Here is a 17,344-nt window from a genome sequence, read left to right as displayed (position 1 = left end):
CGCGTGCGAGGACAACCCGTCAATGCGGGCGGTGCGGGCGTCGTGTTCGTCAACGGCAGCGCCGCAAACCTGGGCAACGGTGTGCGCGTGAACATCGAAGGCGCGCAGGTCGTCGACGGCGTGCTGATTGCCACCCGCGTCAGTTTCGAGTGACGGCGCGCGACGCGTCGATAGCAGAAGGAGATCGCATGACGCCTGAAGCGGAAGCCGTTTGGGAATTCTTCAAACGCGAGTACCTGTTGCATGGCGCCGAGCGCCACTTGCCCATCGCAGTCGTGAAAGAGTGTGAAGAGCTGAGCACGCTGGAGATCGACACGGGCGTGGGTACGTTGGTGGAGATGGGACTGCTTGGCCGTGGAGAGTTCGATCTCTATCTCACCGACGACGGGCTTGCCGCAATCAACGAGCCCTGACCTGGCCCGGGGGCATCAAAGGTCACGCCATCGGGGTCCACCCCGACGGATTCTCATCCTCGCCTTGGTACTCGCGACGTGGGCCGTTCGCGCGCTCCTGACAGAGTTTGCGCAATTCGCTGACGCCCTCCTGCAGGGCATGTTCGTAGCTGTCTGTCCCGCGAGGAGCCGAGTTCAAAAGGCGGAACTGGTCAGGATGGGACGCTCGCGATTCCAGCAACACCCAGTAAAAAATCCCTGGGTCGGGTTCGTCAACCGTGACCGCGATAGATCGGAGAAAACTTGGCATGTCGTTGAAATCAAGTGTTGAACAAGCTGCCCTTCATCAAGGAGCCGAACGGTGCGGGAAGTCGATGAGGCATGGGCAGCATGGACAGTGCCGAGGCACTCAACTGTTGCCTCTGATGGCCTTGGCCCAGCCAGAGAACATCCTTCCCAGGAGAGTTCGTCCCGCTGCTTCTTCGAGCCTCACGCCACCACCGGACCGCGCTTCGCCGAGAGCCGATGCAGCGTTTCTGGAAGCAAGTTGTCCCAGGTTCTCGAATACATACCTGGGCGGCGCCGTACGGAAGCCCAAGGCCCGTTCCGCCAGCTGGATCACGCGCATGGCAAGCAGCGAATCGCCGCCGAGATCGAAGAAGTTGTCACTGGGCCGGATGTCGGAGATCTTGATCTTGAGCACGTCGGCCCAGATCTGCGCCAGCTGCAGCTGTCCGGGGACGAGCACCGCGGGGGGCGACGTTTCCGCAGCAACGCTCGCGACACGCTCCGCCCGCTCGCCAGACGCAGGCTCGGCGGTCTCGCTGCGCGACAAGTGCCGAAGGTAAGCCGCGTCGGGCGACGCGCCGGCCGCGACCAAGGCCGCCAAGGTGTCCTTGGGGTGCTCTGCCACGCGCTGCAGCAACTCGACGTATCGGTTGCGCAAGGCCGCGGCGGTTTCACGCCGGTAGATGTCGGCGTTGTAGGTGAGTCCTCCCTCGAGGCCACCAGGCCCCTCGGTCAGCCACAAGCCGAGATCCTCCGTGGCGCCGCGCTGTGAGACCGGCAACTGGCGGTGGCGCAGCGGTCCTATGGCCAGCGCCCGCTCGCGCGCGTCCTCGAAAGAGAAGAGCACCTGGTAGAGGCCGACGCCCTTGGCCCGCCCGGAGAACTCCGGCTCGCCTGCAAAGCGCTCGAAAGGAACCTGCTGGTTGTCCATCGCCGAGACCAGTTGGTGCTTCAGGTACTGCACGAACTCGCCGAGCGTCTGCCGAAGATCGACCTCCACGGGAAGCGGCAGCAAGTTGCCAAACAGGCCCATCACCGTTTCGACCTCCGGAAACTGGCGACCGCGCACCGGCGTTGCGACCACGAGCGAGCGCGCATCCGCCACGCTGCTCAGCAGAAGAGCGTAGACACCGAGCGCGAGCATGTTGAGCGTGACTTCGTGGCTGCGCGCGACCGCCCGCAGCTGTTGAGTCAACACGCCATCGACGGCCATCCAGTGCGTGCTGCCCTGGCCGGTCATGCCCGCTCCCCGCGGCATATCGGTGCGCAATGCCTTCGGCGGTGGTGCGCCGGCGAAGCGCTTCTTCCAGAAACTCAACTGCTCTTCGAATTGCGTCGAGGCCAGCCAGTTCAAGTACCACTCGGCATAGTCGCCGTGCGTCACGGTGAGTTCAGGCAGGTGATGCGGCGCCCCGCTCAGTTGCGCTTGGTAGATGACGGACAGTTCATTGATGAGCAGATCGACCGACCCGCCATCCCATACCAGGCGATGCGGGACAAAGACGAACACGTGGTCGTCGTCGTCGATGCGGATCAGCGCGGCGTTGAAGAGCGGCGCACGATGGATGTCGATCAACCAGTCCGCGACCTCCTGCAATTTCTCGACAAGTTCCGGCTCGCGCTGGTCGGCAGGCAACCCGCCCAGGTCGATTCGCGACAGCTCGACCGGCACCTCGGCAGCGATCGATGCGACAAACTCGCCGGTCTTCGCGTCTTTGTCGAATGCGGTACGCAACGCGGGCTGACGACGCACTATTTCGCGCAGCGCCTCATGAAGGGCCTGGACATTCAAAGGGCCCGTCAGTCGGTGAGCCGAGGGCGTGTTGTAGACGGACCGGCCGGGATGCAGTTCTTCCAGGAAGAGTATGCGCTCCTGCATCGGCGTAAGCGGGGCGCTGCTTCGCTCGGCGCGGTAGGGAATCCGCTCGATGGGAAGGGCGCCGTCTGCCTGCAGCTCGCCCACGGCCACCGACAGGCGCTCCGCGGTCGGCGCCGCGAACAGCGTGCGCAGGGGCACGGTCACGCCGAATTCCCGGCTCAGCAAGGTGGCGAGCCGTGAGGCCAGCAGCGAGTGGCCGCCAAGGCCGAAGAAGTCATCCCGGATACCCAGGCCCGGCAGGCTCAGCACCTGCTCCATGGCTTGAAGCACGATTTGCTCGCGTCGGTCGCGCGGCGCGACGATGTGCAAGGGCTGCGCGGGTGCCGCAGTGCCGAGTTCGCGAGGTGCGGGCAACGCCTTTCTGTCAGGCTTGCCGTTGGGCAGCCGCGGCAATGCGTCGAGCACGACAAGGTGCTGCGGCAACATGTACTGCGGAAGACGCGCACACAGCGCCTCTTTCACGACCGAGGCATCGATCTGCGCGCCGGCTGCCGCGACGAGGTAGGCGACCAGACGCACGTCGCCAGGTTGGTCCTCGCGCGCCACAACGAGGCTTGCGCCTACCGCGGGCACCTCGTTGCAGCACGCCTCTATCTCGCCGGGTTCGATGCGATAGCCGCGCACCTTGACCTGGTGATCGAGGCGGCCAAGGTGTTCGAGCAGGCCATCGTTGCGCCAGCGGCCCCGATCCCCGCTACGGTACAGCCGGCCGCCTGCGTCGAACCCCGGGTCGGAGACGAAGAGCTTCTGCGTCAGTTCAGGACGGTCGAAGTAGCCGATGGCGAGACCGGCGCCGCCGATGCAGATTTCGCCCGGCACGCCGACGGGGCATCGCCGTCCTTGAGCATCAAGGATCCAGACGCTGGTGTTGGCGATGGGTCGGCCGATGGACACGCCACCGCGCGCGACCTGCGCTTCGTCCACGCGCCACAGGGTCGAGTAGACGGTGGTTTCGGTGGGCCCATACAGGTTCCAGAGCTCGCCGCAACGCGAGCTCAGTGCCAGTGCCAGGTCGCGGGACATGGACTCGCCCCCCGACATGGCCTTCAAGCCAGGCTTCCCTTGCCATTGCGCATCCAGCAGCAGCCGCCATGCGCTCGGCGTGCCCTGCAGCACCGTGACGTCCTCGCTTTCGATCAGCTCGCGCATCGCCCGCCCGTCCATGGCCGTCTCGCGCGCGACCAGCACTATTTCGGCGCCAACCTCGAGCGGAAGGATCAGCTCGAGCACCGCAATGTCGAAGCTCAGCGTGCTCACTGCCGCGACGCGGTCTTCCGGCCCTATGCCGAGCTCGCGGCGCATGCTTCGAAGGAGGTTGGCGACAGCACCATGAGATATGGCCACGCCCTTCGGCTTGCCGGTCGAGCCGGAGGTGTAGATGAGGAAGGCCATGTCGCCGGACTTCGCGTCCTGCGGCCCGGGGGGCAGCGGGCTGGCCGGCGCCTCGAGCCACCGGGCCTCCGTGTCCAGCCGGAGCACCTGCTTGTCGGGGTCGTTGCACCAGCTGCTGGGAGCGTTGGCGATGCCGGACGCGGTGATCAGCAGACCGAGCCGTGCATCCTCTGCCTGATAGTCGAGGCGCGCCTTCGGGAAATCGGGGTCCAACGGCACGTAGGCTGCGCCGCACTTGAGCACGGCCAGCACGGCCACCACCATGTCGGCATCTCTTCCCAGGCACAGGCCTACGCGCTCGCCGCGCCCCATGCCACGAGCGCGCAATGCATGCGCCAGGCGGTTGGATCGCCCGTCAAGTTCACGATAGGTCTGCCGCTGCACACCGTGCCGAAGCGCTATGCGGTCCGGCTGCGCCGCCGCAGTCACTTCGAAACCTGCATGCATGAGGCCGCTGCTCAATAGCGGGGTCGGCGCCGGCTGCAGCGCGAGAAGACGCGCATCCTCGGCGGCGGTGAGCAGATCGATATCGCCCAGCGCGGCGCTGGGCTCACGCACCGCGGCCGTCAGGAGGCACTCGTACATACCCATCCAGCGGCGTATGGTTTCGTCGTCGAACAGCTCGACGTTGTACTGGACCTCCCACTGCATGCCTCCGGCGACCGGCGTGAGGTTGAGGAAGAGTTCGAAGTTCTCGTAGGCGCGCGGAATGCTGCGCAACTGCGCCTGCAGGCCGGGGAACGCACCAGGTGCCCGCTCGGTGCCGGCGTCGACGTTGAAGAGCACGCTGACCAGAGGCGGACGACTCGGATCGCGCGGCACCAGGAGCTTCTTGAGAAGCGTCCCGTAGGTGAGGTTCTGATGCTCGAAAGCATCGAGCAGGAGGCCGCGGCTCTGGCTTACCAGTTCGTGCAGGGCCGTCGAGGCGTTCACCGAGACGCGCAGGGGCAGGAGGTTGACGCAGTGTCCTACGAGCCGGGGCATCTCGCTGGCGAGCTGGCCGGCTGCGGCGATGCCGATGACCAGATCTTCCTGCTCCGTCAGGCGATGCAGGAGACCGGCGAAAGCGCCGAAGAGCGCCGCGTAAAGGCTTGCACCCGATCCAGCGGCCAGCTTGCGGCCCCCATCGACCAGCTCGGCGTCGAGCAATCCGTCCATGCGGCGCGATCGGAATGTGCGCACTTGGGGGCGCGGCCGATCGAGCGGCAACTCAAGCATCGGCAGGCTGCCGCCGGCGAAGCGCGCCAACCAATAGTCCACATGGGACTGCATGCGAGGACTGGCCGTCTCGTCGGCTTCCCACTGTGCGTAATCCGCATAGCGAGGCGCCGGTTCCAGCGCTGGACCCAGGCCCAATTGGTGCGCGTAGAGGTCGCCCAGTTCAGCCCATATCACGCTCCAGGACCACCCATCGCAGACAGCATGGTGGGCACTGATCAGGAGTGTGTGATCTTCCGGCCCGGCGCAATAGAGACTTGCGCGAAAGAGCGGGCCTTGCTCCAGGATGAAGCGTTCGCGAACCGCCGTGTCGAAGGCCGCTGCCAGCCGGCGCTCCTGCTCCGCCGCATCGGACTCCGACAGCTCGATACGCTGCAGCGTGAATGACTGCGCTGCAGCAATGAAGAGCTCCGCGCCGTCCCCCGAAAAGGTCGCGCGCAGGCAGTCGTGGCGCTCCAGCAAGCGGCCGATCGAGCGCTGCAGCGCGTCCACTTCGAGCGGCCCCGCAAGTCGCAGCGCGCTGGCTTCGTTGTACGCCAGGGCGGCCTCCGCACTCAGCCGGTCGCCAAGCCAAACCTCGCGCTGGGCCTCCGTGGTGGCGATGATCGCCTCCAGGTCGCCGAATGCGAAGGGATCGAAATCCGAGTCCGGTTTGTCTGCCCTCTGTAGTGCGTCTCTCACGAAGCAATCCTCACTGAGTGACTGGTGCGCTCATCTGCAGCCATGCTTTTGTCGATCGCTTCAGGAGCACCGAAACCACGAACATCATGAAGTTCGCAGACGCTCGTTGCTGTGCCGCCTCCAAGGACGCCAAGGTATCGATCTCGTCCTGCGTGGGCCCCGAGCCGCTGCCGCACATGCGATCGCCCAGCGATTCGATCATCAGTTCGCGCCATGCAGCGGTTGCGGCCATGCTGCTGGTCATCTCAGAGTGGAGCCGTTCAAGTTCCGCCCGATCGCACGATTCCTTCATGGCTGCGCTGAGCCACCTAGGGGATCAGGGAGTCGCTTGATCTTGCCGATCTTGCGCATCTCTGCTGGTGAGTCCATCTGCATGTCCGATGCCTATGCATAAGTACGTAAAAATGTGAAAACTTCACAACTCCTTCACTTGTCGTCGACTGGCAAATAGTTATGTGTCGGACAGCGTCTCGCAGCCCTGTGCGCAAACTCCGTAGCGCAATCCTCCAGCCACGAACCGAAGCGCTCGATAGGGTTCGCGCTCGCCTCCCCGATTACCGAAGTCACAAGTCGTGACCGCCCACGGCCCCTTGGGCTCTCGATCGTCGTTTTTGCGACTTAGGATGGCCTCGGACCGGTGGGGAGTCGTTGCGCAGCGGCGGCGTGCCGACCACCGCCGCTGAAAAACAAGGAGGAAGAATGACTTGGCAACAGGAGGGGCCGCCGACGATGCTCGGCGAGGACCTCGATCACCGCCGCCAGTGGCAGCACGATTTCGTCGTCGAGTGGCACCGCCTCTCCGAAGGGTGCGCCGACCTGGAGCAGACGGCCAACTTCGCCATCGAGCTGTATGCGCTGAAGGGCAACCGGAATCCAGTTGAGGTGGCGCGCGAAGAATGGGGCGGGCCGCTCTAGCGCTTTGTGGAGCTCGCCGGTGTAGGTCATTGCCGCTGCCGGGACTGCGGCAGAAGACATTGCTGCACTTGATGACACAAGATAACCGCAGTTCACAGCGTCGCGCGGTTCCCACGCTCGAGTTCGCCAATCGGCGACATCGTCGAAGACCGACGTAGGAGAACGCCGCAACCGAAACTTCTTGTGAGGTGCGCAACATATAACCGCAAAGTACTCATTCCTTTCGCGGAGCGCCCATGTATCGCAAGTGCCACGTCTTTCGCCTGACCCTTGTCTCTATTTCCGTTGCGGCCTTGATATCGGGTTGTGGCGGCGGTGGCGGTGGGGCCAGCGGCCTCTCGGCGACGGGCACTGCGAAGGGAAGCACCAGCGACGGCACCAGCAGCGGCACCGGCGCGGCCGATGCGACCGGCAGCGACGCCACCGCCAAGCCCGGCAAGATCCGCCGCGCCGTGCGCACGCGCGAAGACATCGAGCGCGAGCGCGAGCGCGAACGCCAAGTGCCGGCGCCCATCGATCGGGGCGACGGCCCGAAGCGTAAGAGTTCCAACCTGCAGACCGGCACCATGGCCGGCCCCGAGATCCAGGGCCAATGGTCTTCCGCCAGCAGCTGGCCTCTCAACGCCATCCACGCCATCCTGACGCCGGACGGCAAGATCATGAGCTATGGCACCGACCCGGACGGGAACCAGGGTGCGCAGCTCCACTACGACGTGTGGAATCCCGTGACCAGCGCGCACAGCCTGCTGCAGCACAACACGCGCACCGACATGTTCTGCAACGCGCAGGTGACGCTGCCGACCACCGGGCAGGTGCTGCTCGCCGGCGGCGACACCCGCGGCCTGAACGACGGCACGCCGCCCAACCTGGGGGTGCGCGACACGAACCTGTTCGATCCGCTGCTGCTGGAACTGAAGGCCTCCGGCACGCCGATGCAGTACGCGCGCTGGTACGGCTCGCTCTATCCGCTGGCGGACGGCCGCGTGCTGACGGCCGCCGGCATCGACGGGACCGGCGCTGGCGCCGGGCCGCCGGAGATTTACACGCCGGGCTCGGGCTGGAAGACGCTCGGAAAGATCGCCAACTGGCCGGCCGACTGGTACTACCCGCGCGGCTTCCTGGCGCCGAACGGCAAGGTCGTGATCGCGAGCGGCAGCAGCCTCTTCAGCCTTGATGTCGAGGCGGAGACGATGGACTCCATCGGCACGTTGCCCAAGAACACCGACTGGACCCTGCCCTGGGCGCTCTTCGATCGCGGCCGCATGATGATGGTGGACGACGAGGGCGGCGCGATGGTGATCGACGTCAACGGAACCTCGCCGGTCATCACGCCGATCGCCGGCCCCGGCACCAACCGCATCTGGAGCACGGCGACGGTGCTGGCCGACGGCAAGGTGGCCGTCACCGGTGGCTCCTCGGAAGACAACGTGCTGGTGGATACCGCCTTCTCCACCCTGATCTGGGATCCGAAGACCAACGGCTGGACCACCGGCGCATCGGCGGCCAAGCCGCGGCTCTATCACTCGTCGGCGATCCTGCTGCCCGACGCGACCTTGCTCTCCGTCGGCGGCGGATCGCCCGGTCCGGTGGTCAATCTCAATGCCGAGATCTATTCGCCGCCCTACCTCTTCGACAGCAACGGCCAGAAGCAGGCGCGGCCGATGATCAACTCCGCGCCGTCGAAGGTCGACCTGGGCTCGACCTTCGGCATCACGGTGGCGTCGGGCCGCGCGATCCAGCGCGTGACCCTGATCCGCACCGGCTCGGTGACCCATTCGACCAACTTCGAGCAGCGCTTCCTAGAACTGCCTTTCACCCAGGCAGCGGGCAGCTCGAATGTCAGCATCAAGCTGAACGAAGGGCCGAACACGCTGCCGATCGGCTACTACATGCTGTTCGTCATCGACAGTGCCGGCGTGCCCTCGGTGGCCAAGATCATGAAGGTCGACGCCAACTGGGCCAAGGCCGCGGACCAGGGCCAGAGCTTTACGCTGCCGGCCGCGACGGCAGTGCGATACGGTGCCGGCAGCAAATGGGTGCAGAAGACTGCATCCGGCGCCGTGGCCTGCAACAACGGATTCTTCGGCGCCAATCCCGCACCGGGCCTCGCCAAGGCCTGCGAGGTACTCACGCCGCAGGCGGCGGGGGTCGTGCTGGGCAACCAGCCGCCTTCGGGCGACAAGCTGGTCGCCAACGAAGGCGGCAGCTTCAGCATGGCGAACGCGGCATTGGTGAGCTTCGGCGCGGACACCCGCTGGACCAGCAAGATGGTCTCGGGCAGCGCCAGCTGTTCCAGCGCCTTCTTCGGCGTGGACCCGGCGCCGATGACGGCGAAGTCCTGCTATTCGGACATGGCATCGGCTCCTGCTCCTGCTCCGGCACCAGCACCAGCACCAGCACCAGCACCAGCACCAGCACCAGCTCCAGCACCAGCTCCAGCTCCGGCTCCAGCTCCAGCTCCAGCCCCAGCTCCAGCTCCAGCTCCAGCTCCAGCTCCAGCTCCAGCTCCAGCTCCAGCTCCAGCTCCAGCTCCAGCTCCAGCTCCAGCTCCAGCTCCAGCTCCAGCTCCAGCTCCAGCTCCAGCTCCAGCTCCAGCCCCAGCCCCAGCCCCAGCCCCAGCCCCAGCCCCAGCCCCAGCCCCAGCCCCAGCCCCAGCCCCAGCCCCAGCCCCAGCTCCTGGCACCGTCCTGGCCAGGGAAGGAGAGACTTTCACCGTGTCGACCGCCACCGTGGTCAAGTACGGCGCCGACACGCGATGGCTCACCAGGACCGTGACGGGCACGGTGAACTGCACGAATGCCTACTTCGGCAGCGACCCGGCCCCCTTCACCGTCAAGTCCTGCGTCGCCGGCTGAGCTCAATGGGTCGACCGAAAACGGCGTCTCCTCTGTCAGCGAAAGGAGAAAGATGCCCAACGGTCCTGCCTCATGACGACCTCCACCATCTCAAGGCGCAGGCAACCGCAGAGCGCGCGGCGCAACCGCAACCGCAACCGCATCCAATAGAAACCCTGGAGATCAGAAATGGCAGACGACAAGACGAAGGTAGGCGGCCAGGACCGCACGCGCATCAACCTGAGCGAGGACTATGAAGTCAGGGACTGGTGCAATTCGCTCGACGTGACGGAGGAGCAGCTGCGCATGGCGGTGGCTGCGGTGGGCGACGAGGCCGAGACCGTTCGCGTGCACCTCGGGAAGAAGTGAGGCCGCCCATCCCGCCACGCGGGATGTATTTACTTGCCGCCGAACCCGGGGGTCAGGTATAGCCAGAGGGTCGCTGCACCGCCGAATGTCGCTAAATGTGACAAATTCACATATAGTTGAGCGTCTAGAAAAACGCCGATCCTGTGACCGATACGGTGAGAAGCGACATCATGCGAAACGAAACATCTGCCCTGGGACTGACTTTTGCCGAGTGGGAGCGGGTCACGGACGACTATCTAAAGGGCTTGGAAGCGCTCCGCCGCCGCGAGCCGGGCGCCTCCGTTCATATGGCTCGGCTCGCACGCGAGATGCAGCGATGCCAGGCGCGCTTGACGCCAGGTGGATACGAGAGCGCGACGGGGGTCCTGCCGCACACGATGCGAGAAAACGAAGAAAAGGCGCAACCCAAAGCTCGTCGTGGCACATGGACGGCAAGCGCCTGGGACGTCCTGGTCAGCCGCGTCGGTTCAATCTCAGGGTCGATCAGCGGCGTCGGGTGTGGCGCTGAATGGTGGAAGCATTGATGACTCCAAAGGCTCTGGTTGCGGAGCTCAGTGCTGCCGGCCTGTCTCAGGCGGAGATCGCGATCGAGGTGGGAGTAAGTCAGGCAGCCATTTCCAAGCTCGCAACGAATGGCACGCGGCGGATCCGCAGCAGCACGTATGGACCGCTCGTGGCCCTGGCCGAACGCGTGCGTGCCGAGGGCTACCGGGTTCCCGAGCGCACGCGCCCCGCACTCAGCCCTCAGGCGACCGCATTGGTACGCAAGATCGCGGAAGAGGTCGTGCGCGACGTGATGCATGAGGTTGTTGGCCAGCGCATGCGCGAGGTCGTCGGCGAAGCCTTGCGCGAGCTTGTGCGCGAGGAAGTGGTAGCAACGCTGACGATAGTGAAGGTCGAATCCTCGGCAGCTTTCGCCGACCGTCGATCGGACTACAACTGACGCGCGAGGCGCCTGCGCGCTCGAACCGCCGGCGTTCATCCGAACTCGTCAGAGTCGGTCGCGCCAAGAGCGCCGTCACCTTTGTCGCGCCCCACAGGAGGCGGCTTCCTACACACTGGGGCAGATTGCCGCGCGATCCTCGCGGCCTCAAAAGCCAAGGGGATGGCCATGCCCGACGACAAAGCCGAGACTGGTAGCGATCGAAGATTCATCTCGCTGGAACAAACCGATGAGGTGCACGATTGGATGACGAGTTTGGGCTGTAGCGAGGAGCAGCTGCGCGAGGCGGTGAATACCGTAGGCAATTCAGCAGACGCGGTCAGGCAGTACTTCGCGGCCAAGCGCTCAGGGCACTCCTAGCAGAACCCCGCGTTCGCCGGGGGATGCGTCTAGCTGCGCAATGGCCACCCCTGCACGCCGAACACCCTTGTTGGAATCTCAAGTCGGCGGCCGGCTCCGCGAAACAAGCAGAGAGATCGGCTTACCCCAGGGAGCACGTGAAGTGGCAAAGGTGAGTTTCAGTTCCGCGACATCAGGGCGAGGGTGCCACCGAGATGGGCGATCTCGCACATTCAACAGGCGTTGCCATTTCTGCAGAAAGAGCCGCCGAAAATAGAAAGCCCCAGAACCCGAATCGGGCGCTGGGGCTTCGAAGTCTGGTGGCCTGGGGCGGAATCGAACCACCGACACGCGGATTTTCAATCCGCTGCTCTACCAACTGAGCTACCGGGCCATGGTGTGCAGCCCGCGATTATACAGTGCCTCGGCGGCCCCTCGACAGGTCGACGCCAAGTTGCTTCAGCTTGCGATAGAGGTGCGTGCGTTCGAGGCCTGTCTTCTCTGCCACGCGCGTCATCGAGCCGTTCTCCATCGCTAGATGGAACTCGAAGTACGCCTTTTCGAATCCGTCGCGCGCGTCGCGCAGCGGGCGGTCGAGGTCGAAGCTTTGCGTGGCCTGCGGGCCGGTGTCGACCGCAGCCGTCTGCGGCGCCGACGGGACCAGCGCGTTCTCGCCGATCGTGGTGACCACCGCAGAGAGGTTGTTGGCGGCGGCCGGCACCACGCTCGCCGCGGCGCGGCGTGCGCTCTCGCGCGCGAGTCCCTGCTCGACCGCCTTCAGCAGCTTCTGCAGGGTGATGGGCTTCTCGAGGAAGGCGAAGGCGCCGATGCGCGTGGCGTCGACCGCGGTATCGATGGTGGCGTGGCCGCTCATCATGACGACCGGCATGCTCAGCAGGCCGGCGGTGGACCATTCCTTGAGCAATGTGACGCCGTCGGTGTCGGGCATCCAGATATCGAGCAGCACGAGGTCCGGGCGCGCGCGCTGCCGTGCTGCGCGTGCTTCGGCCGCGTTCTCGGCGAGTTCCACGTTGTGGCCCTCGTCATTGAGAATTTCGAAGAGCAGGTCCCGAATGCCCAGCTCGTCGTCGACCACGAGGATGTTTGCCATGAATGCTTGTGTTGTGCGCCTATATGGAAGAGGGCTCGCTTGCCGGCCCGCCGCGCACTGCACGAATGCTCAGGCGGAAGGCGGCCTCGAATCTTCGGTGTGTGCGAGCGCTCCCTGCGCCTCGCCTGCCAGCGCGAATGATAACGAGACTTGTGCGCCAGCCCCAGCCCCATCGACGATGCGATTCGAAAGTTCGATGCGGGCGCCGTGCTCGTCGGCGATCTTCTTGACGACCGCAAGGCCCAGCCCGGTGCCCTTGGTCTTGGTCGTGACATAGGGTTCGAAGGCCCGCTTGAGGATGTTTTCGGCGAAGCCCGGCCCGTTGTCCTGCACCGTGAGCCGCACGCGCTGGCCCGAGTCGCCGAGCCGGGTGCGGATGACGACCTCGCCGGCGCGCCCGGTGCCGCTGGCGGCAGCCTCGGCCGCGTCCTGCGCGTTTTGCAACAGGTTGTGTATGACCTGCCGGATCTGCTGCGCATCGCCGCGGATCGGCGGGCAGCGCTCGTCCAGTTCGCAGCGCAGCGCGATGGCCGCGTTCTCGCCGGCATACAGTTGAAGCACGTCCGTCACCAGCGCATTGAGGTCCACCGGCTTCAAGTCGGCCGCGGGCAGGCGGGCATAGTCGCGGAATTCGTTGACCAGCCGCTTCATCGCATCCACCTGGTCGACGATGGTCTTGACCGACTTGACCAGGATGGCTTCCTCGGGCGGCGCGACCTTGCCGCTGAGCTTCATTTCGAGGCGCTCGGCCGAGAGCTGGATCGGCGTCAGCGGGTTCTTGATCTCGTGCGCCAGGCGCCGCGCCACTTCGCCCCAGGCCTGGGCACGCTGGGCCGACACGATCTCGGAGATGTCGTCGAACACCAGCAGCCTCGCATCGCCGGGCAGCTCGGCGCCGCGCGCGACGATGTTGATGGCGTCCTGCGACATGCCTTCGCCGCTCGCGTGCAGCTCGAAGGCATGCTGCCAGTGGTCGAGGCCGTGCTGCAGGCGCTCGACCTGGAACTCGTCGAACTGCTGCTGCACGCTCTGCCCGAACTCGGCCAGCCCTGGCACGTCGGCCAGGAGCTGGCCTTCGTAGGCCGCGAGCGGCGCGCGCAGCACGCGCGTGGCGCCCGGGTTGGTCGACAGGATCATCCCTTGCGGGTCGAGCACGATCACGCCCGAGGTCAGGTTGTCGAGGATGGTCTGCAGATTGGCGCGTGCCGCATCGAGCTCTCCCATTGTCTTTTCGACCGCACCGCGCGCATCGGCCAGTTGCTGGGTCATGACGGCGAAGGAGCGCGTGAGGCCGCCCAGCTCGTCCTTGCCCTGCAGCACCGCGGTGGGGCGCAGATCGCCGCCGGCCACCTGGCGCACGCCCTCGGCCAGCACCAGGAGCGGACGCGCGAGCTGGTTCCCGAACAGCACCGCGAGCAGCACCGCGCCGAAAACGGCGAGGAACAGCGTGAGCGTGAGCGTGCCGATGTACATGCGGCGCAGCCCTTCGCGCGCGAGCGCTCTTTCCTGGTATTCGCGATTGGCCTCCTGCACGGCCAGCGCATTGGCCACCACTGCCGGCGGCAGCGGCTGCGTGACCTGCAGGAAGCGCGGCTCGGTGTTGAATTCGAAGCCCGGCCTTTGCACCAGCGCGAGCGCTCGCACGCTGGCGGGCGGCGGCGGCGCGGCGCCGGGTGCGGGCGTCTCGTCGAGGCCTTCGATGTGCGCGATCGCGCGGTCGGCGCGCACTTGGCGGAACTGCTGCGGCGTGGGCCGCTCGGGATTGAGCTGGAAGCGAGACGCACCCGCGCCGGCCACCAGCTGGCCGCTGCCGGTCCAGAGCACCACGTCGGTGGCGCCGAGCTGGTCGCGAATGCGTTCGAGCACCAGGCCGGCGCTCGCATCGGGCACCTCGGCGAGCTGGGTGCTCGCGCTGCGCACCTTGCTCACCAGGTCGTCCGAGAGCGAATCCAGCGTGGCGCGGCCGAGGTTCAGGCCGGCATCGAGCGCGCCTTCGACCTTGACGTCGAACCAGCTCTCGATGGAGCGCGCAACGAACTGGTAGGAGACGAGGTACACCAGCGCGCCGGGCACCACGCCCACGAGCGCGAAGATGGCGGCCAGCTTGATCAGCAGGCGGCTGCCGAACTTGCCCTGCCGCAGGCGCCGCAGCAATCGGAACGCGACCCATCCGAGCACCAGCAGCAGCACCACCGCAACCACCACGTTGATGCCGAACAGGCGGGCGTAGTTCTCCTCGTAGAACGCGCGGTTGTTGGTGGACTGCGCGAGCAGGAACATGAGCACCAGGCCGATGGCCGTGACCATGAATGCGCCGACCCCGATCGCCCAGCGCATGGCGCGGGAACGGCGGCGCGGTGGCGGCGCCCCGGCTGCGCCGCCGCGTGGATCGGTACTCACTTGGCCTTCTCCAGCGGCAGGCGTGCGCTGCGCTCGGCTGCAATGTTCCAGTCGGCCTGGCCGACCACGCCGATCTGGAAGGGCCGCGGCAGCTGCGAGGTGTCGAGCCGGAAGCGGAAGGTCACTGGATGCACGTGATCGTCACCGATCTCGGCGATGTCGCCCAGCCGCAGCCGGCCCACGCGCCTCACGCTCTCGAGCGCATCCTCCAGCGTGTCGAAGTTCTGATTCAGCGAAACGCCGAAGCCGGCGTTGGTGATCGGCACCGGGGAAACGTTGAGCCGCCAGCGGCGCGTCAGCGGCTGGTAGGCGAGCCGCATGTGGCGCGTGGCTTGCGCCACCTTGAGATCGGTCCAGTACCAGCGCTCCCGGTAGATCTCGGCCTCGGCCACGAAATAGATCGCGATCCCCTTGTCGAGCACCTCCTCGACCAGCGCGGGCAGCTCGAACTGCACCTGGGCGCTGAGGTAGACACCGTCGTCGGCCTGCTCGAGGCGGAGCTGGCTTACCGTGGCACCGCGCGGCTGCGCCAGGGCCGGCATCCACGCAAGAAGGAGAGCGAGCAGTCCCAGCGCGGCGAGCCAGGCCGGGCCGCGCCGTTCAGCGCGGCTCTTTCTCGAGCAAGGCGTAGAAGAATCCGTCGTGATCACCCAAGGCATTGTCCGGGACGCCACGGGCAATCCCCCCGCTTTGCGGCAGCAAATGCCCCGGCGAGGGCAGCAAACGGGCGTCGGTGTTGTGTGCAAGGAACGCATCGATCTGGTGCGCGCCCTCTTCGCGGAAGACCGAACAGGTGCAGTACAACAAACGTCCGCCGGCCCGGACCAGGGGCCACAGGGCAGCCAGCAACATCGCCTGCTGCAGCGCCAGTTGCCCGGTGTCGCTCTCGCGTCGCAGCCAGCGCACGTCGGGATGGCGCCGCACGATGCCCGAGGCCGTGCAGGGTGCGTCGAGCAGGATGGCGTCGAAGAGTTGGCCGTCCCACCACTCTTTCGGCCGCGCGGCATCGGCGATGAGGACCTTGGCAGCCACGCCGAGCCTGCCCAGCGTTTCGTCGATGCGCCGGCTGCGTACGGCATCGATTTCGAGTGCCGTGAGCTCGATCGCATCCGGTCCCGCTACCTCGAGGAGGTGGGCCGTCTTGCCGCCCGGCGCCGCACAGGCATCGAGCACCCGCAGCGTTGCGGCGCCTTGCAGTCCTTCGAGCAGAAGCGGCGCGGCCAACTGGGCCGCCGCATCCTGCACCGAGCATTCGCCCTCGGCAAATCCGGGCAGCGCCTGGACCGGCCGGGCGGCAAGCAGCTGCAGGCCGCTGGCCGCCACGGGAAAGGCCTGCAGGTCCACCGCTTCCAGCGCGCGCCGGTAGGCGGCCACGTCGGTCTTGCGCGTGTTGACGCGCAGCGTCATCGGCCCCTGGGTGTTGTCGGCCGCCAGCACGCGCTGCCAGTCGCGCGGATGGTCGCGCTTGAGGCGCTCGATCCACCAGCGCGGATGGTTCCATTGCGCGACCGGCTCGCGCTCGGTGGCCGCCACCAGCTCTTCGCGTTCGCGCAGGAAACGGCGCAGACAGGCATTGATGAAGCTGGCCTGGGCCCGCGTGCCGGGATTGCGCTTGGCGGCCTCGACGGCCTGGTCGACCAGCGTGAATGGCTCGTAGGGCGACAGCGCGGCATCCCAGGCCAGGGCGAGCGCGGTGCAGAGCAAGGCATCGGCCGCCGGCGGTGGCGTGCGCTTGGCCAGCTGGCGCCGCAGGGCCTCGGCCCGGCCGAGCCAGCGCAGCACCTGGAAGCCCAGCGCCTGGACGCCCGGCCTCAAGGCCGGATCGACAGCCTCGAAGGCCACCGAGCCCGAAACGCCGCTGCGGATCGAGGCGAGCGCAACCGCGGTCAGCTGCAACTGGCGCCACAGCGGCGGCGAAACGGGCGACGGAGCGCGGAGGGAGTCTGGAAGGTCTGCCAAGTTGGTGTCGATGAGAAAAAAGACGCGGGATCAGCGCAAGGGCGCAGCCGGTCGCAACTGCATGATCCACGCCACCAGCAGCGCCGGAAACTGGGCGATGGCCGCGTTGTACTGCGCCACGGCCAAGTTGAACTGAGTACGCGCGATCTCGGCCGCCGCCGAGGGCTCGGGCCATGCGATCGGTGCCGAGCCGGCGGCCGCGTCCTCCCGGGCCGCGAGCGGCGCCGGTCGCGACAGGGTGCCGTCGGCATCGAAGCTGACCACTGCATCCGGATGCAGCCGCTGCCAGGCACCGAGCATGACATGCAAGGCCGTGGCCAGCGCAGCGATGCCGGCCGGATCGAGCGGCTTCAGGCGCGTCGAGGCAAGCAGGGTCACCAGTTGGCTGGCCGCCGCCTGCAGCGAGGCGTCGGCCGGGGCGCCTTCGCTCACCGCCTGCGCAGGCGGCGCATCGGCCACGCGCGCCTGCACGAAATCGAGCTGCCGCACCAACGCCCCGTCGAGCGCCGCATAGGCCTGCAGCGCTGCCGAGCGCAGTCGCACGATGCGGTTGTAGGCACCGACGAACCAGAACAGCGCCACCGCGCCGAGGATCCAATACGGCAGGGAATCGGGCATGTCGCT

Annotated in this window: 13 protein-coding genes and 1 tRNA gene; 6 read left to right on the top strand and 8 right to left on the bottom strand. The window is 66.5% G+C overall.

Features of this window, described 5'->3' with window-relative positions:
- The first annotated feature begins 188 nt into the window (after window positions 1-188).
- The gene (locus tag EJI01_RS26840) at window positions 189-413 is read left to right on the top strand and encodes a hypothetical protein (protein WP_126840161.1); all 225 of its coding nucleotides are present in this window, start codon (window positions 189-191) and stop codon (window positions 411-413) included.
- 388 nt (window positions 414-801) lie between these two features.
- On the opposite strand, the gene EJI01_RS26835 is transcribed toward EJI01_RS26840, so the two are convergent.
- Together EJI01_RS26835 and EJI01_RS26830 are read right to left on the bottom strand one after the other, a co-directional pair.
- Window positions 802-5,850, bottom strand: coding sequence for a non-ribosomal peptide synthetase (locus EJI01_RS26835; protein WP_260602703.1), 5,049 nt, complete (start codon window positions 5,848-5,850; stop codon window positions 802-804).
- Between the two features lie 10 nt (window positions 5,851-5,860).
- Complete coding sequence (locus EJI01_RS26830) at window positions 5,861-6,052, bottom strand: hypothetical protein (protein ID WP_126840160.1); 192 nt, start codon at window positions 6,050-6,052, stop codon at window positions 5,861-5,863.
- A 497-nt stretch (window positions 6,053-6,549) separates the two neighbouring features.
- Between EJI01_RS26830 and EJI01_RS26825 the strand changes: the two genes are divergently transcribed.
- The 5 genes from EJI01_RS26825 (at window position 6,550) to EJI01_RS26785 (ending at window position 11,271) form a co-directional block, all read left to right on the top strand.
- Window positions 6,550-6,765 (top strand): hypothetical protein, encoded by a 216-nt coding sequence (locus EJI01_RS26825; protein ID WP_126840159.1) that lies wholly within the window; start codon window positions 6,550-6,552, stop codon window positions 6,763-6,765.
- Between the two features lie 236 nt (window positions 6,766-7,001).
- Window positions 7,002-9,620, top strand: coding sequence for a galactose oxidase-like domain-containing protein (locus tag EJI01_RS28950; protein WP_185879080.1), 2,619 nt, complete (start codon window positions 7,002-7,004; stop codon window positions 9,618-9,620).
- 168 nt (window positions 9,621-9,788) lie between these two features.
- A complete protein-coding gene (locus EJI01_RS26800; protein WP_126840158.1) occupies window positions 9,789-9,968 on the top strand; it encodes a DUF3606 domain-containing protein in 180 nt (59 codons plus the stop codon).
- A gap of 520 nt (window positions 9,969-10,488) precedes the next feature.
- The gene (locus tag EJI01_RS26790) at window positions 10,489-10,911 is read left to right on the top strand and encodes a helix-turn-helix domain-containing protein (protein ID WP_221885725.1); all 423 of its coding nucleotides are present in this window, start codon (window positions 10,489-10,491) and stop codon (window positions 10,909-10,911) included.
- 168 nt (window positions 10,912-11,079) lie between these two features.
- Window positions 11,080-11,271: a DUF3606 domain-containing protein gene (locus tag EJI01_RS26785; RefSeq protein ID WP_126840155.1), complete on the top strand. Its 192-nt coding sequence runs from the start codon at window positions 11,080-11,082 to the stop codon at window positions 11,269-11,271.
- Between the two features lie 297 nt (window positions 11,272-11,568).
- On the opposite strand, the gene EJI01_RS26780 is transcribed toward EJI01_RS26785, so the two are convergent.
- The 6 genes from EJI01_RS26780 to EJI01_RS26755 all read right to left on the bottom strand — a co-directional run bounded on the left by EJI01_RS26780 (window position 11,569) and on the right by EJI01_RS26755 (window position 17,338).
- Window positions 11,569-11,644, bottom strand: a tRNA-Phe gene (locus tag EJI01_RS26780).
- A gap of 18 nt (window positions 11,645-11,662) precedes the next feature.
- Complete coding sequence (locus tag EJI01_RS26775; protein ID WP_126840154.1) at window positions 11,663-12,361, bottom strand: response regulator; 699 nt, start codon at window positions 12,359-12,361, stop codon at window positions 11,663-11,665.
- Between the two features lie 69 nt (window positions 12,362-12,430).
- The gene (locus EJI01_RS26770; RefSeq protein WP_126840162.1) at window positions 12,431-14,698 is read right to left on the bottom strand and encodes a sensor histidine kinase; all 2,268 of its coding nucleotides are present in this window, start codon (window positions 14,696-14,698) and stop codon (window positions 12,431-12,433) included.
- Between the two features lie 59 nt (window positions 14,699-14,757).
- On the bottom strand, window positions 14,758-15,303 hold the full coding sequence (locus EJI01_RS26765; RefSeq protein ID WP_260602702.1) for a DUF4390 domain-containing protein: 546 nt from the start codon (window positions 15,301-15,303) through the stop codon (window positions 14,758-14,760).
- Window positions 15,304-15,361: 58 nt separating this feature from the next.
- Window positions 15,362-16,720, bottom strand: coding sequence for a 16S rRNA (cytosine(967)-C(5))-methyltransferase RsmB (rsmB, locus tag EJI01_RS26760; RefSeq protein WP_126840152.1), 1,359 nt, complete (start codon window positions 16,718-16,720; stop codon window positions 15,362-15,364).
- Between the two features lie 30 nt (window positions 16,721-16,750).
- Window positions 16,751-17,338, bottom strand: coding sequence for a LemA family protein (locus EJI01_RS26755; protein ID WP_260602701.1), 588 nt, complete (start codon window positions 17,336-17,338; stop codon window positions 16,751-16,753).
- Between the last annotated feature and the right edge of the window lie 6 nt (window positions 17,339-17,344).

Origin of the sequence: Variovorax sp. MHTC-1, from assembly GCF_003984645.1 — a bacterium.
Classification (GTDB): domain Bacteria; phylum Pseudomonadota; class Gammaproteobacteria; order Burkholderiales; family Burkholderiaceae_C; genus Variovorax.
This window is presented reverse-complemented; position numbering and strand designations above follow the sequence as displayed.